This window comes from Streptomyces sp. NBC_00388, from assembly GCF_036061255.1.
Taxonomy (GTDB): Bacteria; Actinomycetota; Actinomycetes; order Streptomycetales; family Streptomycetaceae; genus Streptomyces.
Genome location: NZ_CP107948.1, coordinates 4,220,965 through 4,244,915, shown reverse-complemented (window position 1 = coordinate 4,244,915; position 23,951 = coordinate 4,220,965). Strand labels below are relative to the sequence as shown.

At 68.1% G+C, this 23,951-nt stretch carries 18 protein-coding genes, 1 tRNA gene and 1 pseudogene; 9 read left to right on the top strand and 11 right to left on the bottom strand.

Annotation, left to right across the window (positions count from 1 at the left end; all coding sequences use genetic code 11):
• Positions 1-49: 49 nt before the first annotated feature.
• The 4 genes from OG917_RS19050 to nth form a co-directional block, all read right to left on the bottom strand.
• On the bottom strand, positions 50-1,414 hold the full coding sequence (locus OG917_RS19050) for a 6-phospho-beta-glucosidase (RefSeq protein WP_328318811.1): 1,365 nt from the start codon (positions 1,412-1,414) through the stop codon (positions 50-52).
• A gap of 243 nt (positions 1,415-1,657) precedes the next feature.
• Positions 1,658-2,863, bottom strand: a complete 1,206-nt coding sequence (locus OG917_RS19045) for a MarP family serine protease (protein ID WP_328318810.1) — start codon at positions 2,861-2,863, stop codon at positions 1,658-1,660.
• A gap of 117 nt (positions 2,864-2,980) precedes the next feature.
• Positions 2,981-3,691 carry an NUDIX hydrolase gene (locus OG917_RS19040; RefSeq protein WP_328318809.1) on the bottom strand — a complete coding sequence of 237 codons (711 nt, stop codon included), beginning with the start codon at positions 3,689-3,691 and terminating at the stop codon, positions 2,981-2,983.
• Positions 3,692-3,821: 130 nt separating this feature from the next.
• Positions 3,822-4,964: an endonuclease III gene (gene nth / locus OG917_RS19035; RefSeq protein ID WP_328318808.1), complete on the bottom strand. Its 1,143-nt coding sequence runs from the start codon at positions 4,962-4,964 to the stop codon at positions 3,822-3,824.
• Positions 4,965-5,286: 322 nt separating this feature from the next.
• Here nth and OG917_RS19030 point away from each other — a divergent pair, with 322 nt between their 5' ends.
• Positions 5,287-5,961 (top strand): Crp/Fnr family transcriptional regulator, encoded by a 675-nt coding sequence (locus OG917_RS19030; protein WP_164258843.1) that lies wholly within the window; start codon positions 5,287-5,289, stop codon positions 5,959-5,961.
• A 165-nt stretch (positions 5,962-6,126) separates the two neighbouring features.
• On the opposite strand, the gene OG917_RS19025 is transcribed toward OG917_RS19030, so the two are convergent.
• From OG917_RS19025 to OG917_RS19010, 4 genes are all read right to left on the bottom strand, one after another.
• A complete protein-coding gene (locus OG917_RS19025; protein ID WP_328318807.1) occupies positions 6,127-6,957 on the bottom strand; it encodes an MBL fold metallo-hydrolase in 831 nt (276 codons plus the stop codon).
• Positions 6,958-7,002: 45 nt separating this feature from the next.
• Entirely contained in the window at positions 7,003-7,872 is an 870-nt protein-coding gene (locus tag OG917_RS19020; RefSeq protein ID WP_328318806.1) for an NUDIX hydrolase, read from the bottom strand.
• A 176-nt stretch (positions 7,873-8,048) separates the two neighbouring features.
• Positions 8,049-8,516, bottom strand: coding sequence for a RidA family protein (locus OG917_RS19015; protein ID WP_328318805.1), 468 nt, complete (start codon positions 8,514-8,516; stop codon positions 8,049-8,051).
• A complete protein-coding gene (locus OG917_RS19010) occupies positions 8,513-8,674 on the bottom strand; it encodes a DUF4177 domain-containing protein (protein WP_164258849.1) in 162 nt (53 codons plus the stop codon). Before OG917_RS19010 ends, OG917_RS19015 begins: the two co-directional genes overlap by 4 nt.
• Before the next feature lie 71 nt (positions 8,675-8,745).
• Between OG917_RS19010 and OG917_RS19005 the strand changes: the two genes are divergently transcribed.
• On the top strand, positions 8,746-9,705 hold the full coding sequence (locus tag OG917_RS19005) for an ArsA family ATPase (RefSeq protein ID WP_328318804.1): 960 nt from the start codon (positions 8,746-8,748) through the stop codon (positions 9,703-9,705).
• Entirely contained in the window at positions 9,702-11,162 is a 1,461-nt protein-coding gene (locus OG917_RS19000) for an ArsA family ATPase (RefSeq protein ID WP_328318803.1), read from the top strand. The genes OG917_RS19005 and OG917_RS19000 overlap by 4 nt, the downstream gene beginning before the upstream one ends.
• Before the next feature lie 132 nt (positions 11,163-11,294).
• On the opposite strand, the gene OG917_RS18995 is transcribed toward OG917_RS19000, so the two are convergent.
• Positions 11,295-11,642: a WhiB family transcriptional regulator gene (locus OG917_RS18995; protein WP_327296178.1), complete on the bottom strand. Its 348-nt coding sequence runs from the start codon at positions 11,640-11,642 to the stop codon at positions 11,295-11,297.
• 413 nt (positions 11,643-12,055) lie between these two features.
• On the opposite strand from OG917_RS18995, the gene OG917_RS18990 reads away from it, so the two are divergent.
• Positions 12,056-14,332 (top strand): transglycosylase domain-containing protein, encoded by a 2,277-nt coding sequence (locus OG917_RS18990; RefSeq protein ID WP_328318802.1) that lies wholly within the window; start codon positions 12,056-12,058, stop codon positions 14,330-14,332.
• Positions 14,333-14,631: 299 nt separating this feature from the next.
• Here the strand turns inward: OG917_RS18990 and OG917_RS18985 are convergent, their stop codons facing one another.
• Positions 14,632-15,096, bottom strand: coding sequence for a GatB/YqeY domain-containing protein (locus OG917_RS18985; protein WP_328318801.1), 465 nt, complete (start codon positions 15,094-15,096; stop codon positions 14,632-14,634).
• A 77-nt stretch (positions 15,097-15,173) separates the two neighbouring features.
• Between OG917_RS18985 and OG917_RS18980 the strand changes: the two genes are divergently transcribed.
• The 5 genes and pseudogenes from OG917_RS18980 (at position 15,174) to OG917_RS18960 (ending at position 21,450) form a co-directional block, all read left to right on the top strand.
• Positions 15,174-16,112, top strand: a complete 939-nt coding sequence (locus OG917_RS18980; RefSeq protein WP_328318800.1) for a metallophosphoesterase — start codon at positions 15,174-15,176, stop codon at positions 16,110-16,112.
• Positions 16,113-16,236: 124 nt separating this feature from the next.
• Positions 16,237-16,310, top strand: a tRNA-Pro gene (locus OG917_RS18975).
• 508 nt (positions 16,311-16,818) lie between these two features.
• Positions 16,819-18,027 (top strand): Fic family protein, encoded by a 1,209-nt coding sequence (locus tag OG917_RS18970; RefSeq protein WP_328318799.1) that lies wholly within the window; start codon positions 16,819-16,821, stop codon positions 18,025-18,027.
• A 1,412-nt stretch (positions 18,028-19,439) separates the two neighbouring features.
• Positions 19,440-20,708: a helix-turn-helix domain-containing protein gene (locus OG917_RS18965; RefSeq protein WP_328318798.1), complete on the top strand. Its 1,269-nt coding sequence runs from the start codon at positions 19,440-19,442 to the stop codon at positions 20,706-20,708.
• Positions 20,709-21,256: 548 nt separating this feature from the next.
• Positions 21,257-21,450: pseudogene (locus tag OG917_RS18960) on the top strand (hypothetical protein).
• Between the two features lie 242 nt (positions 21,451-21,692).
• Here OG917_RS18960 and OG917_RS18955 read toward each other — a convergent pair.
• The gene (locus OG917_RS18955; RefSeq protein WP_328318797.1) at positions 21,693-23,861 is read right to left on the bottom strand and encodes a hypothetical protein; all 2,169 of its coding nucleotides are present in this window, start codon (positions 23,859-23,861) and stop codon (positions 21,693-21,695) included.
• Between the last annotated feature and the right edge of the window lie 90 nt (positions 23,862-23,951).

Genomic DNA, 23,951 nt, shown 5'->3' with positions numbered 1-23,951 from the left:
ACGGCTCGCATATCCGGCGGCGCAGGCACGCACACGGCGGCCCGGGCGCTCAGCTCTTCGTGAGGTAGCCGAGGCCCGGATGGACCGCCCGGTACCCGTCGAGCAGCCTGCCCGCGACATTCACGGAATCGACCAGCGGATGCAGGGCGAACGCCCGCACCGCGGCCCGCGCCGACCCGCTCTCCGCAGCTTCCAGCACGGAGCGCTCCACCGCCTTCACCGCTGACACCAGGGCCGCCTCATGGCCCGTCAGCTGTGATACCGGCAGCGGGTGCGGGCCCGTCGCGTCGACCCGGCAGGGGACCTCGATCACGGCGGCCGAGTCGAGCGCGGAGAGCGTACGGCCGCCGCCGGGGGCGCTGCCGTTGGGGACGTTGAGGATGAGGGTGGCGCTCTCGTCCCGTGCGATGGCCCGCATCAGGGCCAGCGCCACGTTCTCGTAACCGCCCGACTCCAGGTCGTCCGCTTCCCGTTCGCCCGCACCCGCGGCCTCGCGGTTCTCCGCCATGTACGTCGCCTCGCGCTCGGCGCGGGTGCGGTCCCAGGCCCGAAGCGCGGGCGTCGCCGGGTGCGCCATCTCGTCGTAGAACCGGGCCTGCTGGTCGTGCAGGAAGGCCCCGCGCGTCTGCTCCGCCTGCTGGTAGGCGGCGACCGTCTCACGGTTGAAGTAGTAGTAGTGCAGGTACTCGTTGGGGACCGAACGGATCGAGCGCAGCCACTCGGCCCCGAAGAGCCGGCCCTCCTCGAAGGAGGTCAGCAGCCGCTCGTCGTCGAACAGCCGGGGCAGGACATCCTGTTCGCCGACGTACAGACCGCGCAGCCAGCCCAGATGGTTCAGCCCCACGTAGTCGAGCCGTGCCGACCGGGGGTCCGCACCGAGGACCCGGGCGACCCGGCGGCCGAGGCCGACCGGTGAGTCGCAGATCCCGATGACCCGGCCGCCGAGGTGGGCGGCCATGGCCTCGGTGACCAGCCCCGCCGGGTTGGTGAAGTTGATGACCCAGGCCTCCGGGGCCAGCCGGGCGACCCGGCGAGCGATGTCGACCGCGACCGGGACCGTGCGGAGGCCGTACGCGATACCGCCCGCGCCGACGGTCTCCTGACCGAGGACGCCCTCGGCCAGCGCCACCCGTTCGTCGGCCGCACGGCCCGCGAGCCCGCCCACCCGGATCGCGGAGAAGACGAAGTCGGCGCCGCGCAGGGCGTCGTCCAGGTCGGTGGTGGTGCGGACCTCGGGCGCATCCGGCACGTCCGCGGCCTGGTCGGCCAGGACGCGCGCCACGGCCGCCAGCCGGGCAGGGTCGAGGTCGTGGAGCGTGAGGTGCGTGACCCGGCCGGCCGCGTGGTCGCGCAGCAGCGCCCCGTGGACCAGCGGTACCCGGAACCCGCCGCCGCCGAGAATCGTGAGCCTCACCGCGTGCCTCCCACTGTCGTCACCGTATGCGCCACCCGCACCGTGTACGTCCGTCCCGCCCTGTGCACCTGTCCCACCCTGTGCACCTGTCCCGCCCGGTACGCCTGCCCCGCCGGGAACGCCTGTTCCGCCGGGCGCCTTCCGCACGGTGTTCCCGCGCCGGGTACGCCTTGCGCCACGGGATTCCCGCGCCGGGTGCGTACCGCGTCCGCCGTCAGCGCCCCGTGCGGCCCCGTGCAGGCGTCACAGCGCGCATCCTTCCGTGTCGACCTGCTGGTTCGCGGTACGGCCCTTCGCGACGTCCTGGCGGACCTCGTCGGCCGAGAGCGCGTACCCGGTGTTGCTGTCATCGAGCGATTTGGCGAAGACCACGCCGTACACCTTGCCGCTGGGGGTCAGCAGCGGTCCGCCCGAGTTGCCCTGGCGGACGGTCGTGTAGAGCGAGTAGACGTCGCGGTTGACCGTCCCGCGGTGGTAGATGTCCGGGCCGCTGGCATTGATCCTGCCGCGGACACGGGCGGAACGGACGTCGTAACCGCCGTTCTCCGGGAAGCCGGCGACGATCGCGCTGTCGTCGCTGTGCGCGTCGTGGTCGGTGTCCGTGAACTTCAGCGCGGGCGCGTGCAGGTCCGGCACGTCCAGGACAGCGATGTCGCGCGCCCAGTCGTAGAGCACGACCTTCGCGTCGTACAGCCTGCCCTCGCCGCCGATCTGCACGGTCGGTTCGCTGACGCCTCCGACGACGTGGGCGTTGGTCATCACCCTGCGGTCGCCGAAGACGAAGCCGGAGCCCTCCAGGACCTTGCTGCAGCCGGTCGCCGTACCGACGACCTTGACGATGGACTTCTTGGCGCTCGTCACGACCGGACTGCTGGCGAGGGCCGGATCGGGCGGCTTGACCTCGGTGATCGGTTCGTTGGCGAACGGGCTGAAGACCTGGGGGAAGCCGTTCTGCGCGAGGACCGATGTGAAGTCCGCGAACCAGGTACTGGCCTGTGACGGCACGACCCGGGAGACCCCGACGAGCACCTTGGAACTGCGGACCTGCTTGCCGAGGGTGGGCAGTGTCGTCCCGGCCAGGGCCGATCCGATCAGCCAGGCGACCAGCAGCATGGCCACCACGTTCACCAGGGCGCCACCGGTGGCGTCGAGGGCGCGCGCCGGTGACCAGGTGATGAAGCGCCGCAGTTTGTTGCCGAGGTGAGTGGTGAGGGCCTGGCCCACCGAGGCGCACACGATCACGATGATCACCGCGATCACGGTGGCCGTCGTGGAGACTTCGGACTTCTCCGTGAGCTCGTCCCAGATGATGGGCAGCGCGTAGACGGCGACGACGCCGCCCCCGAGAAACCCGATCACCGAGAGGATGCCGACGACGAAACCCTGGCGGTAACCGATGACCGCGAACCATACAGCGGCCAGCAGCAGCAGGATGTCCAGCACGTTCACCGTCGGGAGCCTCGCATTTCGTCGCCGGTCACGGTCCGCCGGCCGGTGGTGCGGCCCCCCGGGGAGCCGCAGTGGTTCGCAGCGTCGCCCGAGTGGCCCAGTACGTCGGACACCCTGTCATGCGCGCCAGTCGAGCGGGACCTGTCTGGAGTGGTCCCAGGGCCGTTCCCAGCCGGCGAAGTGCAGAATTCGGTCGATCACTCCGGCGGTGAAACCCCAGACCAGGGCGGATTCGACCAGAAATGCGGGGCCCCGGTGACCTCGCGGGTGGACCGTCGTCACCCGGTTGGCGGGGTCCGTGAGATCCGCCACGGGAACCGTGAAGACCCGGGCCGTCTCGCCGCTGTCCACCGCCCGTACGGGGGTGGGCTCGCGCCACCAGCCGAGCACGGGCGTCACGACGAAACCGCTCACCGGGATGTAGAGCCGGGGCAGCACACCGAAGAGCTGCACGCCCGCCGGTTCGAGGCCGGTCTCCTCCTGGGCCTCGCGCAGCGCGGCGCGCAGCGGGCCCGTGGTCTGCGGGTCGCCGTCCCCCGGGTCGAGGGAGCCGCCGGGGAATGAGGGCTGGCCTGCGTGGGAGCGCAGGCTGGAGGCCCGCTCCATCAGCAGCAGCTCGGGCCCGGCCCGGCCTTCGCCGAAGAGGATCAGGACGGCGGACTGCCGCCCGCTGCCGCTCTCGGGCGGCAGGAACCGGCTGAGCTGCTCGGGGCGCACGGTGTCGGCCGCCCGGGCCACGGGCGTCAGCCACCCGGGCAGCCCGTCCTGCGTCACAGCGACCGGACTCTCCTGAGTCCGGCCCGTGTGTCTCTCTCCAGCGCGCGTCATCGGCACCCCCGCACCTTCCAACGCCTGCGGCGCGCCCGATCGTTCCGCACGGACGGGTGGTTCCCTACGGGCGGGTGGTCCCCTGCGGACGGGTGGCTCCGCACGGGCAGGTCGTCGCGGCGGCCCGCTGTCACCCGGCCCCCAGCGGCGGAGCCGGCTGCCCGGGAAAGTCCGCGGGGGGCTTCAGGCGCTGGCCGGGCTGCCCGCCCTTCTCGTACTTCAGCAGCTTCCGCGCCTTCTCCGGGTCCGTCTCGCCCTCGCCGTACGCGGGGCAGAGCGGGGCGATCGGACAGGCGCCGCAGGCCGGTTTACGGGCATGGCAGATCCGGCGTCCGTGAAAGACCACCCGGTGCGAGAGCATCGTCCAGTCGCTCTCGGGAAAGAGCGCGCAGATCTCCGCCTCGACCTTCTCCGGATCCTGCTGCTCGGTCCACTTCCAGCGGCGCACCAGCCGCCCGAAATGCGTGTCGACGGTGATTCCCGGGACTCCGAAAGCATTACCGAGAACCACATTGGCCGTTTTCCGCCCGACTCCGGGCAGCGAGACCAGATCCTCGATACGGCCAGGCACCTCACCACCGAAATTGTCCCGGAGGGCGGTGGACAGCCCCAGGACCGATTTCGCCTTCGCCCGGAAGAAACCGGTCGGCCGCAGGATCTGCTCCAGCTCCTCCGGGTCCGCTGCCGCCATGTCCTCCGGCGTCGGGAACTTCGCAAAGAGCGCGGGCGTCGTCTGGTTCACCCGGAGGTCGGTGGTCTGGGCGGAGAGAACCGTCGCGACCAGCAGCTCGAAGGCGTTCTCGAAGTCGAGCTCGGGATGGGCGTACGGATAGATCTCGGCCAGCTCGTGGTTGATCCGGTGCGCCCTCCGGACCAGGGCGGCGTGCGACTCGGACCGGGGAATCCTGACGGCCACCACAGCGGGCGCGGGCTTCTCCGAAGCCCCGGCCTTCTTCACCGTCTTCTTCGCGGCTTTCTTGGCGGGCGCGGCTTTCTGGGCGGGCGCAGCCTTCTTGGCGGGCGCGGCTTTCTTGGCAGCCGCGGCTTTCTTGGCAGGCGCCGCCTTCTTCGCAGCCGCCGCTTTCTTGGCGGGCGCAGCCTCCTTGGCAACCGCCGTCGTGCTGACCGGCGCCGCCTTCTTCGCAGGCGCCGCCTTCTTCGCACTCCCGGACTTCTTCGCGGGCGCGGCCTTCCTCGCGGGCGCGGCTCTCGTCGAGGCCGTCTCCGGGCTCTGCTCCGTGGCTTCCTCCGCCGGTCCGGCCGCCTCAGTCATCTCGGTCCCCTTCACCGCTCGCCTCACGTATGCGGCCTTTTTCGCCCGGGTGGGCGACTGTTCGCCCACAGCAGAATTTCGGCTCGGTGGCACCCGTTCAGCCCCCTGACCTTCTGCTCTCACCGGCGATGTGGACACCCGGCCAGCCTAGAGCCAGCCACCGGCATCCACCCCGGTCACAGCCGATTACCAACCCAATCGGCCCCCTCCCGCACAGGCCGCAGCACCGGTACGTCAAACTTGTGACTGATCACACTGATTGACCCGTCCGGCATGATGGGAACCAGCCGGTTCCCTGAGCAGGTCGACAAGGAGAGAACTCGTGGACGACGTTCTGCGGCGCGCCCCGCTCTTCGCGGCGCTCGATGACGAGCAGGCCGCTGAGCTGCGCGCCTCGATGAGTGAGGTGACGCTCGCCCGCGGCGACGCCCTCTTCCACGAGGGCGACCCAGGCGACCGCCTCTATGTGGTCACCGAGGGCAAGGTAAAGCTGCACCGCACTTCCCCCGACGGCCGCGAGAACATGCTGGCGGTCCTCGGCCCCGGCGAGCTGATCGGCGAGCTGTCCCTCTTCGACCCGGGCCCGCGTACCGCCACGGCCTCGGCGCTGACCGAGGTCAAGCTGCTCGGCCTGGGCCACGGCGACCTTCAGCCCTGGCTGAACGTCCGCCCCGAGGTGGCCACGGCGCTGCTGCGCGCGGTCGCCCGCCGGCTGCGCAAGACCAACGACCAGATGTCCGACCTGGTCTTCTCGGACGTCCCCGGCCGGGTGGCCCGCGCGCTCCTCGACCTCTCGCGCCGCTTCGGTGTGCAGTCGGAGGAAGGCATCCACGTCGTCCACGACCTCACGCAGGAAGAGCTGGCCCAGCTGGTCGGCGCCTCCCGCGAGACGGTCAACAAGGCCCTCGCGGACTTCGCCGGACGCGGCTGGCTGCGGCTGGAGGCCCGTGCGGTGATCCTGCTGGACGTGGAGCGCCTCGCGAAGCGGTCCCGCTAGGGACCTCTGCCCGTACCTACGCCGAAGGGGCGCCCCGCCGTCGAGCGGGGGCGCCCCTTCGGCGTACCCGTACGCGTCACGCACCTCGTCCCGGCCCGCGCGGCCCGGCCGGAAGTCCGCTCCGGCCGGCTCCCGGCACCGCGGCGGCACCGCGCCCTCGGCGGCTCAGATCAGCCCGTGCTCCCGCAGGTACTCCAGCTGCGCCCGTACGGAGAGCTCCGCCGCGGGCCAGAGTGACCGGTCGACATCCGCGTACACCTCGGCGACGACCTCCGAAGCCGCAGTGAAGCCGTTCTCGGCCGCCGTCTCCACCTGCGCGAGCCGGTTGGCCCGGTGCGCGAGGTAGAAGTCGATGGCGCCCTGGGCGTCCTCCAGTACGGGCCCGTGCCCCGGGAGCACCGTGTGCACCCCGTCGTCCACCGTCAGCGAGCGCAGCCGCCGGAGCGAGTCCAGGTAGTCGCCGAGCCGTCCGTCCGGATGCGCCACCAGCGTCGTGCCGCGGCCCAGGACCGTGTCGCCCGTCAGCACTGCCCGGTCGGCAGGGAGGTGGAAGGAGAGCGAGTCGCCCGTGTGGCCCGGGGTCGGCACGACCCTCAGTTCCAGGCCGCCGGTGGTGATGACGTCCCCCGCGCCGAGTCCCTCGTCACCGAGCCGCAGCGCGGGGTCCAGCGCCCGTACGGACGTACGCGTCAGCTCGGCGAAGCGCGCCGCGCCCTCCGCGTGGTCGGGGTGGCCGTGTGTCAGGAGCGTGAGCGCGATGCGCCGGCCCGCGCCCGCCGCCGTCGCGACGACGGCCTTCAGATGGGTGTCGTCGAGCGGGCCAGGGTCGATGACGACGGCCAGGTCCGAGTCCGGTTCGGCGATGATCCAGGTGTTGGTGCCGTCGAGGGTCATGGCGGAGGCGTTCGGCGCCAGGACGTTGACCGCCCGTGATGTGGCGGGTCCTGACAGCACTCCGCCCCTGGGCTGGCCCGGGAGGGCTGCGGCGTCACTCACGCGGGGCTCCTGTCGTCCGGACCGCCGTCCCGGGGTCCCGGCCGTTCACTCCGGGGCTCCCGACGCCGGCAGTCGCCGGGTGAACTCATCATGACCCGGCCAGCTCAGCACCAGCTCACCGGCGTCCAGCCGGGCCCGTGCCAGCACCGGTGCGAGGTCCTGTGCCGGTGCTCCCGCCAGGGTCCCGGCCACCGTTCCGTACGGCTGGAGCGAGCGCAGCGTCGCGATCGTCGGGGGCATCATGAGCAGCTCCCCCCTGTCGTACGCCCCGGCGGCCTCCTCAGGACGCACCCAGACCGTGCGGTCGGCCTCGGTGGAGGCGTTGCGGGTGCGCTGGCCGTCCGGCAGCGCGGCCACGAAGAACCAGGTGTCGTACCGCTTCGGCTCGAACTCCGGGGTGATCCAGCGGGCCCACGCACCCAGCAGGTCGGACCGGAGCACCAGCCCCCGCCGGTCCAGGAATTCGGCGAAGGAGAGGGCGCGGTCGACGAGCGCCGCGCGGTCCGCCTCCCAGTCGTCGCCCGAGAGGTCGCCGACGACGGTGGACGCGGTCTCGCCCGCGAGCAGCACCCCGGCCTCCTCGTACGTCTCGCGGACGGCGGCGCAGACGATGGCCTGGGCGGATGCGGCGTCGACGCCGAGCCTGGCGGCCCACACGTCACGCGACGGGCCCGCCCAGCGCACCGCGCGGTCGTCGTCGCGGGGGTCGACACCACCGCCCGGATACGCGTACGCGCCTCCGGCGAAAGCCATGGAGGCGCGTCTGCGCAGCATGTGGACGGCGGGTCCTGCCGCGGTGTCCCGCAGCAGCATGACGGTCGCGGCCCTGCGCGGTGCGACGGCGGTGAGCTCGCCGGCCGCCAGGGCGCGGATACGGTCAGGCCATTCCGGCGGGTACCACTGACCTCGGGACATGGCCGGAGGCTAACCGCTCCCGCGCCGATGTTCGAGGGGGTGAGCCGGGCGAGGATGCGGACCGGTCCGCGGGACGGGCGGAACGCCCGCCCGGCGACGCGGCTCCTCCCCCGCCCCGGGCCCTCGGCCGCCGGGCTCCCAGGCTTTCGAGCGCACAGGCTTTCCAGCCCGGGCCCTCAGGCCTTCAGCTCGACCTGGATCTCCACCTCGACCGGAGCGTCGAGCGGGAGTACCGCCACGCCCACCGCGCTGCGCGCGTGGACACCGCGGTCGCCCAGGACCTCGCCCAGCAACTCACTGGCGCCGTTGAGCACGCCCGGCTGGCCGGTGAAGTCCGGGGCCGAAGCCACGAACCCCACGACCTTCACGACGCGTTCGACACGGTCCAGATCACCGGTGACCGACTTCACGGCCGCCAGCGCGTTCAGCGCGCACGTACGCGCCAGGTCCTTCGCCTCCTCGGCGGTGACCTCGGCGCCGACCTTGCCGACCAGCGGGAGCTTGCCCTCCACCATCGGCAGCTGGCCCGACGTGTACACGTACACACCGGACTGCACGGCCGGCTGGTAAGCGGCCAGCGGCGGAACGACGGCCGGGAGCGTCAGCCCCAGCTCGGTCAGCCGCGCTTCGACGGTCCCGCTCATGCGGACTTCTCGCGCTTGAGGTATGCCACAAGCTGTTCGGGGTTGTTCGGTCCCGGCACGACCTGGACGAGCTCCCAGCCGTCCTCGCCCCAGGTGTCCAGAATCTGCTTCGTCGCGTGCACCAGCAGCGGCACAGTCGCGTATTCCCATTTGGCCATACGGCGACTGTAGCCGCTGTCACTGACTGCCTCGGGCGTACCACCGGGCCCGACTGGTTAGGCTCGAATACGTGAGCAGGCTTCAGGTCGTGAGTGGCAAGGGCGGGACCGGGAAGACCACGGTCGCCGCCGCGCTGGCGCTCGCCCTCGCCACGGAGGGCAAACGCACGCTCCTCGTGGAGGTCGAGGGCCGGCAGGGCATCGCCCAGCTCTTCGAGACGGAGGCGTCCCCGTACGAGGAACGGAAGATCGCCGTGGCGCCCGGCGGCGGGGAGGTGTACGCCCTCGCGATCGACGCCGAACGCGCCCTGCTGGACTACCTCCAGATGTTCTACAAGCTGGGCAGCGCGGGCCGGGCCCTGAAGAAGCTCGGCGCGATCGACTTCGCCACGACCATCGCGCCCGGGGTGCGGGACGTGCTCCTCACCGGCAAGGCCTGCGAAGCCGTACGCCGCAAGAACAAGCAGGGCCGCTTCGCCTACGACCACATCGTCATGGACGCCCCGCCGACCGGCCGCATCACCCGCTTCCTCAACGTCAACGACGAGGTGGCAGGTCTCGCGAAGATCGGCCCGATACACAATCAGGCCCAGGCCGTGATGCGCGTCCTCAAGTCCCCCGAGACCGCCGTGCACCTGGTGACGCTGCTTGAGGAGATGCCCGTGCAGGAGACCGCGGACGGCATCGCCGAGCTGCGCGCCGCCGACCTTCCCGTGGGCAACGTCATCGTGAACATGGTCCGCCCCGCGCTCCTGGACGAGCAGACCGTACGGACCGTGTCAGGCGACCGCCGCAAGGAGGTCGCCAAGGCGCTCACCCGGGCGGGTGTGAGCGGAGCGGCGAAGCTCGTGACCCCGCTGCTGGCCGAGGCCGTCGACCACGCGGAGCGGGTGGAGCTGGAGCGCGAGCAGCGCGCCGTACTGGCGGGGCTTGAGCTGCCCACCTACGAACTCCCGCTGCTCGGCGAGGGGATGGACCTCGGCGGGCTCTATCGGCTGGCGACGGAACTGCGGAGGCACACCACGTCATGAGCCTGGACAGCGTGCCCTTCCTCGACATCGACCCGCTGCTCGACGACCCGGCGACCCGCATCATCGTCTGCTGCGGCTCCGGCGGCGTGGGCAAGACCACGACCGCGGCCGCGCTGGGCGTGCGGGCGGCCGAGCGCGGGCGCAGGGCCGTCGTGCTGACCATCGACCCGGCGCGCAGGCTCGCCCAGTCCATGGGCATCGACTCACTCGACAACATCCCGCGCCGGGTGCCGGGCATCAAGGCCACCGGCGACGGTGAACTGCACGCCATGATGCTGGACATGAAGCGGACGTTCGACGAGATCGTCGAGGCGCACGCGGACGCCGAGCGGGCCGGCGCCATCCTGAACAACCCCTTCTACCAGTCGCTCTCCGCCGGCTTCGCCGGGACGCAGGAGTACATGGCGATGGAGAAGCTGGGCCAGCTGCGCGCCCGCGACGAGTGGGACCTGATCGTCGTGGACACCCCGCCGTCGCGCTCCGCGCTCGACTTCCTCGACGCGCCGAAACGGCTCGGGTCGTTCCTCGACGGCAGGTTCATCCGGCTGCTGATGGCGCCGGCGAAGGCCGGCGGCCGGGCCGGGATGAAGTTCCTCAACGTCGGCATGTCGATGATGACCGGGACTCTCGGCAAGCTGCTCGGCGGGCAGTTCCTGCGCGACGTGCAGACGTTCGTCACGGCGATGGACACCATGTTCGGCGGCTTCCGCACCCGCGCCGACGCCACGTACCGGCTGCTCCAGGCGCCCGGCACCGCCTTCCTGGTGGTCGCCGCGCCGGAACGGGACGCGCTGCGGGAGGCCGCCTACTTCGTGGAGCGGCTGGCAGCGGACGGGATGCCGCTGGCCGGTCTCGTACTCAACAGGGTGCACGGAAGCGGGGCGGCGCGGCTCACGGCGGAGCGGGCGCTGGCCGCCGCGGAAAATCTTGACGACAGCGGCATTGTGGATCAGGAGGCCGGGAATGAAGAGCTTCGTGACTCCACGGACCCCTCCCCCGAGCCCGGAACCGCGGAGCGCACAGAGCATGCGGATACGTCAGGGACGCACCCCGGGAAACCGCCTGCCGCATCCCCGGGGACACACGCGGGCACCACAGACGCAGACACCACACACGCGGACACACCCGTGGCCACAGAGGCGGATGCCCGACCGGGCTCCGCGCAGGACGCCGGGACACGGGCGAGGACCGGAGAGCCCGCCGAGTCATCCCCGGAGGCCGACACGCAGGACGCCATGCCGGAGCCGACGGTCGACGCACTGACCGCCGGTCTGCTCCGACTGCACGCCGAACGCATGCAGGTACTCGCGCGTGAGCAGCGCACCCGTGACCGCTTCACCGCGCTCCACCCCGAGGTGGCCGTGGCCGAGGTGGCCGCACTGCCCGGTGATGTCCACGACCTGGCAGGGCTCCGGGCCATCGGTGATCGCCTCGCGACCGGTCGTTCACCGGCCTGAGAGCGGCCCTCCGCACGAGGACGCCCGGCATCTGCGCAGCGCGCACCCGCCTCATGGGGTCTCCCCCATGGCGCATGCGTCCGCCGCGCGGGGGACGTCGTCCCACGGCGGCGCGTGTCCGTACGCCATGCCCTACCCCACGGCGGCGTACGTCTCCTCGAACGCTTCGTCGTCCACGACGATCGCGGGCAGGATGCCCGTGCTCCGCTCGTACTCGGTGCGCGCGGTCTCCAGCAGTCGACGCCACGAGGTGACGGTGGGGCGCCTGCGCAACAGTGCGCGCCGCTCCCGCTCGGTCATGCCACCCCACACGCCGAATTCGACGCGGTTGTCGAGCGCGTCGGCCAGGCACTCCGTACGCACCGGACATCCGGTGCACACCGCCTTGGCCCTGTTCTGCGCTGCCCCTTGTACAAACAGTTCGTCCGGATCGGTAGTGCGGCAGGCTGCCTGCGCACTCCAGTCAGTTACCCAGCCCATCCCGGCGCCGTCCTCTCCCGAAATTCGAGGCTCCCCCACGGCGGCAGCGGCATATTCACCGCTGCCAGTTGAGGACGTTACGGAAGGTGGGCACAGCGCAACACCCCCTTCGGGCCCAATCTTGAATGGTCCGAACGGACTATGCGTACGCGGTAGATCACCCAACGGAGTGAGTGATGGACATTCTTAACAACCCCGACAAAGCGGGGCAGTTCATCCACGCCACATCGGACGCCGGGTTACACATGCGGCATATTCGGACGCACATTCACCCCATTCGGGGAGGGTGACATTGCGCCAGGGGGCTTGATACCGGGGGGCACTGCTGTGACAGTTAGGTGCAGCTTAGGCCAAGGCATATCCGCGTGTCCGGCGAATGAAGCTGCTCCTCCCCCACCACGTAGGCTGCCCTCATGCCAAAGAAGCGCTCCGGCGGGGGTCTCACCACGACCCAGCAGGCCGCCAAATTCCTCGGTGTCGCCGCGCTCTCCGGAGCTGTACTGGCAGGCATCGCCCTGCCGGCAGCCGGGGCGCTGGGGCTCGCGGCCAAGGGCACCGTCAAGGGTTTCGACGACATCCCGGCCAGCCTCAAGACCCCTCCGCTCAGCCAGCGGACCACGATCCTGGACGCCGACAACAACCAGATCGCGTCGGTCTACGAACGCGACCGCACGGTGGTGAAGCTCCAGGACATCTCGCCGTACATGCAGAAGGCGCTCGTCGCGATCGAGGACGCGCGCTTCTACCAGCACGGCGCGATCGACGTGAAGGGCGTGGCGCGCGCGCTCAACCGCAACGCGCAGGAAGGCGGCGCGGCCCAGGGCGCTTCGACCCTCACGCAGCAGTACGTCAAGAACGTCTTCGTCGAGGAGGCGGGCGACGACCCGACCAAGGTCGCGCAGGCCCAGCAGAAGAGCCTCGGCCGCAAGGTCCGCGAGCTCAAGTACGCGATCCAGGTCGAGGAGTCGCTCGGCAAGAAGAAGATCCTGGAGAACTACCTCAACATCACGTTCTTCGGCGAGCAGGCGTACGGCGTCGAGGCGGCGTCGCAGCGGTACTTCTCCAAGTCCGCCAAGGACCTGACGATCGGCGAGTCCGCGCTGCTGGCCGGGCTGGTCCAGTCCCCGAGCCGCTACGACCCGATCAACGACATGGAAGAGGCCACCAAGCGGCGCAACACGGTGCTGCAGCGTATGGCCGATGTCCATGACATCTCGCAGCCGGAGGCCGACAAGGCGATGGCCGAGCCGATCAAGCTGAAGGTGACCCGGCCCAAGAGCGGGTGCATCACCGCGGTCAAGGGCGCGGGCTTCTTCTGCGACTACGTCCGCAAGGTGTTCCTGACGGACCCGGCCTTCGGCAAGACCAAGGAAGCGCGCCAGAAGCTCTGGTCCGTCGGCGGACTGACCGTCAAGACCACACTGGACCCCAAGGCGCAGGCGTCCTCCAACGTCGCGGCCACCTCCCGGGTCAACAAGGACGACAAGATCGCGGACGCGGTGGTGCAGGTCCAGCCGGGCACCGGCAAGATCCTCGCGATGGCGCAGTCCCGTCCGTACGGCCTGGATCCGTCGAAGCACGAGACGGTGCTGAACCTCTCGGTCGACAACAAGATGGGCGGCACGTACGCGGGCTTCCAGGTGGGCTCCACGTTCAAGCCGATCACCGCGGCCGCCGCGCTGGAGAAGGGCATCAGCCCGTCGCAGAGCTTCACGACGGGCTCCAAGATCTCCCTGCCCGGCACGAGCTTCCGTACCTGCCAGAACCAGCCGGCCGACTCCAGCCCCTGGTCCGTGCAGAACGAGCTCACGTCGGAGAAGGGCACGTTCGACATGACCAGTGCGCTGGGCAAGTCGATCAACACGTACTTCGCACGCCTGGAGCAGAAGGCCGGGCTCTGCGAGACGATCACCATGGCGGACAAGGTCGGCTACATCCGCGGCAACAACAAGCCGCTTCAGGCCGTGCCCTCCACCACCCTCGGCGGTCAGGAGTCGACTCCGCTGGCGATGGCCTCGGTGTACGCCACCTTCGCCAACCGCGGCACGTACTGCTCGCCGATCGCCGTCGAGTCGGTGACCGCGCCGGGCGGCAAGCAGATCCCTGTGCCGAAGTCGTCCTGCTCCTCGGCGATGAGCGAGCACACCGCCGACACGGTCAACCAGATGCTCAAGGGTGTGGTCGCGGACGGCACCGGTAAGCAGGCCGGGCTCAGCGACCGGGACAACGCGGGCAAGACGGGTACCACGGACGAGCGCAAGAACGCCTGGTTCGTCGGCTACACGCCCAACCTCGCCACGGCGGTCTGGGTCGGCAGCGACGGCGCGAGGCAGATCCCGATGACCAACATCAACATCGGCGGCCACTACTACGACGAGGTCTGCGGTGGCTGCCTCCCCGGCCCGATCTGGAAGACGGCGATGACCGGCGCCCTGTCACCGTCGGAGACGCCGTCCTTCAACCAGGTGGACGTCCCGCGCGGCCACTCCAGCGGCGGCAAGAGCGGCGGGGACCACAACGCCGGCGACCAGGGGAACGGCGGGACGGACGGCGGCGGCAACGGCGACGGTGACGGTGACGGTGGTACGAACGGCGGTGACCAGGGGAACGGCGGCGGCCAGCCCGGAACCGGCGGCATCTCGTTCCCGCCGGGCTTCATCGGCGGGAACAACGGCCACCACAGGAGGTAGCGCAGGCAGCGCGGCCGACCGCGGTCACGCCGGCCCGGCGCCCGGAGCGGGCAGGGCCGCGGAGATGCGGCAGGCGCGGTGACGTGCGGAGGGGCGCCCGGTGGGTTCACCGGGCGCCCCTCCTCTTCGGGTCGGGGGGTCTCGCCTCTCCCGGCCGGTGCACCAGCCACACAGCACAAGCGCCAGGAGACGCTGAGGGGTGGCGGGGTGCTGGGGGCGGCGGGGTACTGGGGGCGGCGGGGTGCTGGGGGTGCTGCGGGCGCACTCCGCCGCGGAAGCCGCCGCCCCGGCCCGGCCCCTCAGCCGAGCAGGCGCTTCTTCACCTCTGCGGCGACCCGGCCGCCGTCGGCGAGCCCGGCCACCTTCGGGTTGACGATCTTCATGACGGCGCCCATGGCCCGCGGCCCCTCGGCGCCCGCGGCCTTCGCCTCGCTGACAGCCTGAGTGACGATCTCGCCCAGCTCGTCGTCGCTGAGCTGCTTCGGCAGGTACGTGGCGAGCAGCTCGCCCTCCGCCTTCTCCCGCGCTGCGCTCTCGGCGCGGCCACCCTGCTCGAAGGCGTCGGCCGCCTCGCGGCGCTTCTTCGCCTCCTTGGCGATCACCTTCAGTACCTCGTCGTCGGTCAGCTCGCGTGCCGACGTGCCCGACACCTCTTCCTTCGTGATCGCGGAGAGGGTCAGCCGGAGCGTCGATGAGCGCAGCTCGTCGCGTGCCCTGATGGCGTCGGTGAGGTCTGCGTGCAGCGTGGACTTGAGCGTGGTCATGCGGCCAAGTGTCGCAGGTGCGGCCCCCGAGCCGCCCACAGATTTTGTGGCGCCCCGCTGTCTGCGACGATGGAGGTATGCGCGCACGCTATGGGATCCCCCTCAAAGTCACCGCAGGAATCACGGCCGTTGGCGCGGCAGGCATCGCCTATGCCGCCGGATTCGAGGCGCGCTCCTTCCGCCTCCGGCGGGTGACCGTGCCCGTACTGCCTGCGGGTGCCCGGCCGGTCCGTGTCCTCCAGGTCTCGGACATCCACATGGTCGGCGGCCAGCGCAAGAAGCAGCGCTGGCTCCAGTCACTGGCAGGGCTGCGGCCCGACTTCGTGGTCAACACGGGGGACAACCTCTCCGACCCGGAGGCCGTACCGGAGGTACTGGACGCACTGGGCCCGCTGCTCGAATTCCCGGGTGTGTACGTGTTCGGGTCGAACGACTACTACGGACCGAAGTTCCGTAATCCGGCCCGCTATCTCTTCGAGAAGGCACAGGGCAAGCACGGCCTCAACGGCAGGGCGCCGGCGGTGGGCGTGGTCCACAACCCGTGGGAGGGCCTGCGGGACGGCTTCGACGCGGCGGGCTGGGTGAACCTCACCAACACCCGCGGGCGGCTGAAGGTGGACGGCATGGAGATCGCCTTCACCGGCCTGGACGACCCGCACATCAAACGGGACAGGTACGCCGAGGTCGCGGGCGGCCCGGAGGCGGGCGCGGACCTCTCGATCGCCGTGGTGCACGCCCCGTACCTGCGCGCCCTGGACGCGTTCACGACCGACGGTTACCCCCTGATGCTCGCGGGCCACACACACGGCGGTCAGCTCTGCATCCCGTTCTACGGCGCGCTGGTCACCAACTGCGACCTGGACACCGACCGGGTCAAGGGCCTCTCGGCCCACGAGTCCGGCGGCAACCGCTCCTACCTGCACGTATCCGCAGGCTGCGGCACGAACCGCTACACCCCGGTCCGCTTCGCGTGCGCTCCGGAAGCGACCCTGCTGACGCTGACGGCGGGGCGGTAGGGGCGCCACGGGGGCCGGGCCCCGTGGCCACAGGGGCCCCATGAGCCTGTCGGGGGAAACCGGATTTCGTCTCAGGCCACGGGTCCGCTAAAGTAATCGTTGTCGCCACCACACAGGCGACAATCGGGGTGTAGCGCAGCTTGGCAGCGCGCTTCGTTCGGGACGAAGAGGTCGTGGGTTCAAATCCCGCCACCCCGACAGCTGAAATACCAGGTCAGGGGCCTGATCCACTTAGTGGATCAGGCCCCTGAGTGGTTTCCGGGGGCGTTTTGGGAGCCGTTTGGGAGCCGAGTCTGAATGCAGCTCCCTTACAGAGAGTCCGACTTCACGACCTTGGACCCGTACCGCGAAAAGTCCCGACGCACTCCGCCGGGAGACGTCCGGCTTGCCGCCGCGATGGCTGCCTACGGCTGGACACATCACTAGCCCACCACTGCACGCCCCGGAAGCATCAGATCGGGCGGGCCACATCCGGCTTCGCCGCACGTATCCAGCCCTTACGACTCGGACATTTCGTCACGATGAGTGACGCCCTGGCATCCTTGAATTTGAGGCATCAGAGTTCAAGGCCACACAACCGCAGGCGGATGCAGCCGAGCCGATCAAACATGCAGGTCAGGCAACCCTCACCACGCCTCAGCCGACTCGATCCCCATCCTTGAAATCCAGAGGCTGAAATTCAAGGATGTCTGAGTATCCTTACATTGTGGATGCGAAACTCTTGGGACAGTCCCCGATCGGCACCCTGGTGCCGATCGGCGGCTACGACCCCCGCGCTGGCCGTGACTACCACGCCAGCGCATACGTGCCGGATGACCTGCCACACAACGTCGAACTCAGTGGATCAACCCATCTGGCAGTCGCCAATGCTGCTGCTGCCGTAGCAAGGGCTGACCAGGCGGCTCGACAGCTACCGAACCCGCGACTCCTAGTCCGGCCTTCTATCCGGCGCGAGGCGGTAAGCACCTCCGCTCTGGAAGGTACGTACGCGGCCTTCACTGACGTCCTCGAAGCCGACTTCAAGGACCGCGCCCAGCTATCCGCGTCGGTTGCCGAGGTACTCAACTACGTCCGCGCTGCTGAGGAAGCCATTGCCTGGGTGGGCGAGCGACCGATCACCCTCGCGCTGCTACAGCATCTCCAAGGAGTCCTTGTTCGGGGAACCCCCAGCGAGACCCGAGACGCTGGGCGAGTGCGGACAACCCAGGTCTTCATTGGGCTCAACAGCGCTAATGTCGAGGATGCGCGTTTCGTCCCAGCACCACCCGATCACCGACTCCGCGATGGATTGCTTGCCTGGGAGGGATGGATCAACGGAGGTCAGGAGATGCACACCCTCGTAAAGATGGCTCTCGGTCACTACCAATTCGAGACTCTTCACCCCTTTAACGATGGAAACGGACGACTTGGGCGCCTCGTCGTCATCCTGCAGCTCATGGCAGCAGGTGAGCTCCAACTCCCCATCCTCAACCTGTCGCCCTGGCTCGAAGTGCGCCGCCGCGCTTACCAAGACCACCTGCTCGACGTCAGCGTGACAGGCGATTACAACCCTTGGGTTTCCTTCTTCTGCCAGGCCGTAGAGGCACAGGCAAGCGAGGCTATGCGCCAGGTCAGCGGCTTGATCGAAATCAAGCAGAAGTTCATGGATCAGCTGCGCACACTTCGGGCCAAGGGGGTTTCGCTCCAGATCGCAGAAGACTTGATCGGGTACCCGATGCTCACAGTGAGGGATGCCGCCGACCGTTACGGAGTGACGTACCAGGCCGCCAATCAGGCTGTGGCGAAGCTCGTCGAGCTGGGAATCCTGCAGCAGCGTTCTGAGGGCAACTACGGCCGGATCTTTGCCTGCAATGACGTACTGAGAGTCATGCAGCTACCGCCACCGCCACAACAGACCGCTCTCCCTGTCTCGTGACAAGCGCCGACACGGGACTCCCTTACGTCGGAGGTGCCTGAGCAACTATCCGATACAGGTTGTGCTGATGCAGGCACAGACGGTACGACCGTAACCATGCACCGTTGGTCGCCACTTAATGATCGCCAGCTGGTCCTGCTCACCCGCATCGGGGAGGGGACGGAGCCTGTTACCTCAGACAGCCCGGAACTTGCCGCCACCGCTCACGCTCTCAAGGGGCGAGGCTTGATCGCCATGCCAAAGCAGAGCGGGAGGTGGCAGGCGGACATCACCAATGACGGACGCTTCTACCTGGAGCACGGGCACCACCCGGACCGGCCTGAGCGGACTCCACGCAGGCAGCGTTCGGCGGCCCCCAAGCTGACACCGCAGGCTGGCCCGCCCCGCCGGCAGCCAGCACCCTCGTCCGCGACTGCGAAGCCCCCGCGCCCCTCACCGGCCGCGATCGGAGCGGCCCTGATCACCCAGGTACAGGAGGCGCGCTCGGCCCGCACTGCGTCCACGGCCTTGATTGTCGCGATGCCGACGAGGACCGCCAGCCTGATCCCTCCCTGACGGAGCTCTTTGAGGGCCTGCAGGAGAGTCCTGTCGGCCTGCAACCTTTGGTGTGCCATCCGAGCCAGGACCGCTTCAACTTCATTCGTGCAGGCTGCGGAAGCACCACAGCGTTCAATGAGGTGCGTTGCGACGGCCGTACTGGAACGCAGCTGCCCGTCGTGTCGCGGTTGCCAGCTACCGCACAAAGCGGCCTCCGCGATCGCCATTGGCAAGCGCATGGCCCAGGCCAACTGGGCTGCAGCAGCGCTCCGTTCTGACGAGTCAGGGGCCGAGACGAGCGTGCCGAAGAGATCAAGAATCACGGCCGTCGGACGTGATTCCACCGCCGTCGGGGCCCAGGGCGGGCAAGCGTCGGGCACGGCGTCGCATGCTGCTCCGGTGCCGGGCGTGAGCACACTCGTCGCCAGGTCAGTGCTCGTCGGCGGACAGCGCATGTCAGAGCTCCATCAGTAGGACGGCGATCCTGTGCGGATCCGAACTTTCTGGCCGAGCGGGCATCCACCCCCGGACGACATCCGGGTCGTCGCGCAAACAGGGAGCAGGGTGGCTCTTTGCGGAACTGATCCCCGAGCGGCGTGCGTTGTGTACGAACAATCGCAGCGAGGAGGACCAGGGAGCGGACAGACTGTCCTGGCTTTCTCACGCATAAGCCTTGACCAGCCGCATGGGTATAGGTAGTGAGCCGAACCCGTATGCAGCCCTGCGAGCAGGTACAGAAGCGGTCTTTATGGCGGTCTCAACACATTTGGTGACTCGGACAGCTTGATGTCTGGGCCCTCACCTGCTGGCGGCGAGGCCGTTAACAGTTGGCGAGCGCATCCGCGAGGCTGGACATTGTCCGTACGCTGAACTGAGTGCTCCGTCGCGAAGGGATCGATCCACCGATGAGTGAAAACCTGACGCTGGGAGACCGCCTCCGTATAGCCCGCCGAACACGGAAGCTGTCTGCCGCCCAGCTGGCACAAAAGGTCGCGATATCGCCCAGCTACGTCCAGAAGCTCGAGTCCGGCGCACGCAAGGCTTCTCCATCGCTGGCTCTGGCGCTCGCCAAGGCGCTCCATTTCGGCCCCGAGGTTCTGACCGGCCAGCCGTACTACGGTGAGCCGGAGGCCGAGGACGGAGTGCACGCCGTCGTGCCTGAACTCCGCAGGATCATGCTGTGCTACGACCTCCCGGACGAACTTGAGATCGCCCCGCGAGCAGTGCCCGTACTTGCGTCCGAGGTCGACCAGATCGCAGCTCTACGCCGGGATGCGCGCTACGCACCCATGGGACCGCTCCTTCCGTCGATCATCACGGAACTGACGCATCTCGCCCTCGGTGGCCGCAATGGTGACCAGGCTCAGGCGTTCTGGCATCTCGCGCGCGCCTACCGAGCTGTTAACTCACTGGCCCACAAGATGGGGCACCACGATCTGTCCAACACCGCTTTGGAACGCGTGCGATGGGCCGCAGAGCGGTCGGGCGATCCGCTGATGAACTTCACCGCGGGATACCTGGTCGCCGGCGCAATGCTCCGCCAGGGCGCCTACGCTTCGGCACGCCGCAAGCTCCACGGCCTTCGCCAGGAGCTGGAACGACTCCAGCCCGAGCGTTCTTTCACCAACGACGCCCTCGCGGTCGATGGCGCGCTACTGCTCAAGCTCGCTGTCCTGGAAGCCAGGGAGAACAACCCGGACCGGGCAGACGACTATCTGCGCGAGGCTGAGGCCGTGGCCGCGATGGCCGGCAACCGCGACTCCCTCGCCTACGAGATGTCCTTCGGGCCAACGAACATTCGCATCCACGAAGTGCACGCCATGATCGACACGGGAGACACGGAGCAGGCACTGGCGCGCCTCACGGAGTGGTCCGACGTGCCGGGACAGGAGTGGATGCCCTCGGCGGCAACCGTGGGCGAGAGGTCAAGCCACCACTTCATCGACGTCGCATCCGCGAAGCTGGCGATGGCGGACAGGACAGGTGCGTTCGCGGACCTTCGCCGCGCGCGGAAGGTCGCTCCGAACCACACGAGGTTCCACCCGTCCGCCCGCGAGACGACGGCCGCACTCCTGCGTGCGGGTACCCACCCTTCCAATGAGCTCTCAGGCTTTGGCAGTTGGGCTGGAGTTATCACAAACTGAGGCTCCGCCAAGGGTGTTCACGAGAGAAATCCACGGACAATCTGTCCGCTCGCGGCGTCAACTGAATGGAATGGTCTCCTCACTGATGGTTGCGAGGAGGCCCTTCTCATGTCCGATGCCAGCCCACGTCTTCCTGCCCTGCCGCCTCGATGGATGCCCATAGGCGAGGGACCCGAGCTGTGCTCGGCGGGCCAGTGGTGGGACGCAGTACGCGCCACTGAGGTCATCGGCCGACGCGCGATCGAGCTCTTCCACGACGGCGGTGTACCGGTCAGCCCAGTCGTTCTTGATCCTGGAGGCCCAGAACCCCGCCTGTACTTCCTCGTGCCGCCCGGCACGGCCGACGGCTGGGAGGAACCGGGAACGGTACCGCTGGGGCAGAAGTGCCACGTCGTCGTTCCGCCATCCAGAGCCACGGAGCCATCTGGGCTGCACTGGCATGTGTTCCCACGCGGGCCGAGATCGCTGACACAACCCGATCCGCTGCGTAAGGCACTCACCCAAGCGCGCCAAGAGCTGCACGGACCCGAACAAGCCTCGGATTCCGGATGTCTCTGAGAATCTTGCTCGTTCTGCTTCTCGAGATCGTCCTGACGGTCCTGCTCGAAGCGGCTCCTGGAAGGGCGGCCCTGCGGCTGTGAGCGTGCTCTTCGGGTTCTTCCTGGCCAGCACCTCCGTGGCGCCAGACATCAACCGGTTCGCCATCGGTGTCGCGGACATGATCGGCCAGATTCGGTTCTAGGTCCTGTCGTCAAATGCCACGCCCGCATCAGGAGTGATGCGAGGTTGACGGCTGCTTTGGGACTGGGCCGACTTGTTGTAGCAGGTGGAGCGCTGGGCGACGCACGAGGGCCACTGCGCTGGCACGAGGGGAGGTTCGGGAAAGTCCGCGGCCTTCCGCAAGAGTCGGCGAGCTCGCCGACTCTTGCGGAATAGGGGTGATCACGAGCGACAGCAACAAGATCTCAGATTCTTCGCCACTTACTATGCATCAGCTACCGCATCGTCCAGACTAAGTTCACCCTGCTTGCTACGGCGGACAGGCTGGCTCAACCAAGCCTCGAATTCACTATCCGCCATACCGAACCAGTCCTTAAGCGCCTTCCTGAGCGCAGTGTTCGCTTGGTTCTCCGCAATGGGGCGTAGTTCATCTTCCTTTGCTGTCGGCTGGTTGGTCTTAAGAGCCCTGAGCTGTTGCTTGATGCACAGATCCAGGTACATGCGTCGAGCCTCGCCGAGCTTCCTGTCGAACTCATCACGGTGCGGCATCCATGGAGCTACGTGCGACCATGCTGCGGGAACAGCCAGCGCCTGCATCCAGAAATAGCGGAAGTAAACAGCCTGAGCAGACTCCATATTTCCGATCTGATTGATCGGATTCGTGATGCCCGACTTGTTGAAGGCCGCCTTTCGATCACGGGCTCGGCTGTGCTCGATCTGGAAGAAGGCGTTCCAGGCGTCCACGAGAGATTCAGCGAATTTCGGCAGATCCTTGAGCTCCACACCACCCGGCTGCGCCTTCCGGATTTCCCAAATTGACCCCATCGTCATAACAAGGCCGAGTTGGCACGCATGAGTGTTGAGCACACTGTACGCATCCTTGCACCGTTTGACGCGTTCAGGGCGAGTCGACGCCAGGTACTCCTGAGCGCGGTACCGGTCGAAATCCTCCTCCTTCCCCTTCAGCGCCTCCCAGGCCCGAATGACATCCGATTTAGGGACTCGGCGATCCGAATTTTCCCTATGCTCCAGGTAGTGGTCGTGGCTATCCCGGAGTGTCCAAAACACACCAACACCGCCAAACAGCGCGTCGTGAGCCAGTGCCGCAAAAGTGTCGGCTACATGCCAGTCGTCTTTCAGTTTCGTCAAGGCGCTTGCATGTGCCGCATAAGGAGCGGTCCTCGAAAGCAGTGTCAGGATTGCCTTGCCCCAAGTTTCCTTGAAACGTGCGCTGATCGCCTCCATCTTCCCTAGGGGAAACTGCTTGTCCCCGAGGTTATCTCGATCGAAGGGGATCCCCCCATCCTCGAAATACCGCTCTAGCAGTGTGGCTACATCGAGCTGGCTACGCATGAACTCGTCGCGCTGCAATTCGCTCTCCTTGCCGGAGATTCCTTGTGCGACGTTGGTGAGGTACTTCGATGGCCCAAAGATGCAGCGGTTTACAGCCATCTTGAGCAGGTTGATGTTCGTGAGGACCGACCAACGTGCGGGCCTGTGGCTGTTAACCTCCGGGTTGTCGTACTCAACGGCGTACAAAGGAAGGTAAGAGTCGTCACTGCGACTGCGTAGCTCGCTGAGCATGCTCCGAGTGAGGACATTGGAGAGTTCAGCGTCTGAGAGCAGGATGATGCGTGACTCGCTCGGAGGGCGTGCCTCTTTGTTGACGTCAACAAAGAGCTTTCGAGCAGCTTCGTGGGGTCGGGAAGCTTCCCCTGTCTGCTCCGGGAACCAGCACACCGTGACCGGGACCTCCACCTTGGACAGGTCAGGCTCGCCGGCGCCGTGCTGCTCCAGCACACGCCGCACCTGATGCTCGTAGAAGGAGCGGTATTTGACCGCGGACGTGTCCTGCCATGAGTTCGTCAGGGTGCGTTCAATCGCCAGGAGCGCCATCGCGCGATGCTGGCCGTCAAGGACAACCAGGCTCGACTCAGATCGGTTCCACCACAGCTTGCCCACATTTGCACCGTGTGGCTGTCCGTCGGAAGCAAGCAGCCGATGGACCTGGAAGGCGTTGCCTGCACGTTGCTCCTGCCAGCTGGCTTCGTCGGCGTTGATAGACGCCAGCTCCCCGAGCGCTGGGAAGGAGGTAGGCCGTTTGCTGCGGAAGGGAAGCAGAACGGCCACGATCGGAGGGAAGAAGGCGGGGCCTGTCGTCTGTGGTTTTAGCAGGTAGGGAATCAGATTGACTGCCACGCGGTGATCGTCGAGGTCGCGCTGGAGAAGCTGGTTGAAGTCCAGGTCGCCGGCGTCCATGACTTCGCGGACGGGGGCCAAACTCTTCGTGAGTTGACGCTCAGGTGTATCTGCTTCACCGCCGAGCCGCGCCTTCGTCATGATGTAGTCGACCCGCCCCGCAGGAGTGTCAAAACTGCCCCACGTTCCCTGCACGTAATCACGGAACGTGAGCCTGCTACCCGAGCCGAACATCCTTCACTGCCTTTCTACGCTGTATCAGTTGCGGCGCCGGCAGACTCCGCTGCGCGGTCGCGATGGGTTGCCTTCAAGCCTTCTCACGAC

Bases quoted from the DNA above. Each gene is read 5' to 3' on its own strand.
- OG917_RS19040 (WP_328318809.1), bottom strand. From the start codon at position 3,691: ATGACGCGCGCTGGAGAGAGACACACGGGCCGGACTCAGGAGAGTCCG.
- nth (WP_328318808.1), bottom strand. From the start codon at position 4,964: ATGACTGAGGCGGCCGGACCGGCGGAGGAAGCCACGGAGCAGAGCCCG.
- OG917_RS19020 (WP_328318806.1), bottom strand. From the start codon at position 7,872: ATGTCCCGAGGTCAGTGGTACCCGCCGGAATGGCCTGACCGTATCCGC.
- OG917_RS19015 (WP_328318805.1), bottom strand. From the start codon at position 8,516: ATGAGCGGGACCGTCGAAGCGCGGCTGACCGAGCTGGGGCTGACGCTC.
- OG917_RS19010 (WP_164258849.1), bottom strand. From the start codon at position 8,674: ATGGCCAAATGGGAATACGCGACTGTGCCGCTGCTGGTGCACGCGACG.
- OG917_RS19000 (WP_328318803.1), top strand. From the start codon at position 9,702: ATGAGCCTGGACAGCGTGCCCTTCCTCGACATCGACCCGCTGCTCGAC.
- OG917_RS18995 (WP_327296178.1), bottom strand. From the start codon at position 11,642: ATGGGCTGGGTAACTGACTGGAGTGCGCAGGCAGCCTGCCGCACTACC.
- OG917_RS18990 (WP_328318802.1), top strand. From the start codon at position 12,056: ATGCCAAAGAAGCGCTCCGGCGGGGGTCTCACCACGACCCAGCAGGCC.
- OG917_RS18985 (WP_328318801.1), bottom strand. From the start codon at position 15,096: ATGACCACGCTCAAGTCCACGCTGCACGCAGACCTCACCGACGCCATC.
- OG917_RS18980 (WP_328318800.1), top strand. From the start codon at position 15,174: ATGCGCGCACGCTATGGGATCCCCCTCAAAGTCACCGCAGGAATCACG.
- OG917_RS18955 (WP_328318797.1), bottom strand. From the start codon at position 23,861: ATGTTCGGCTCGGGTAGCAGGCTCACGTTCCGTGATTACGTGCAGGGA.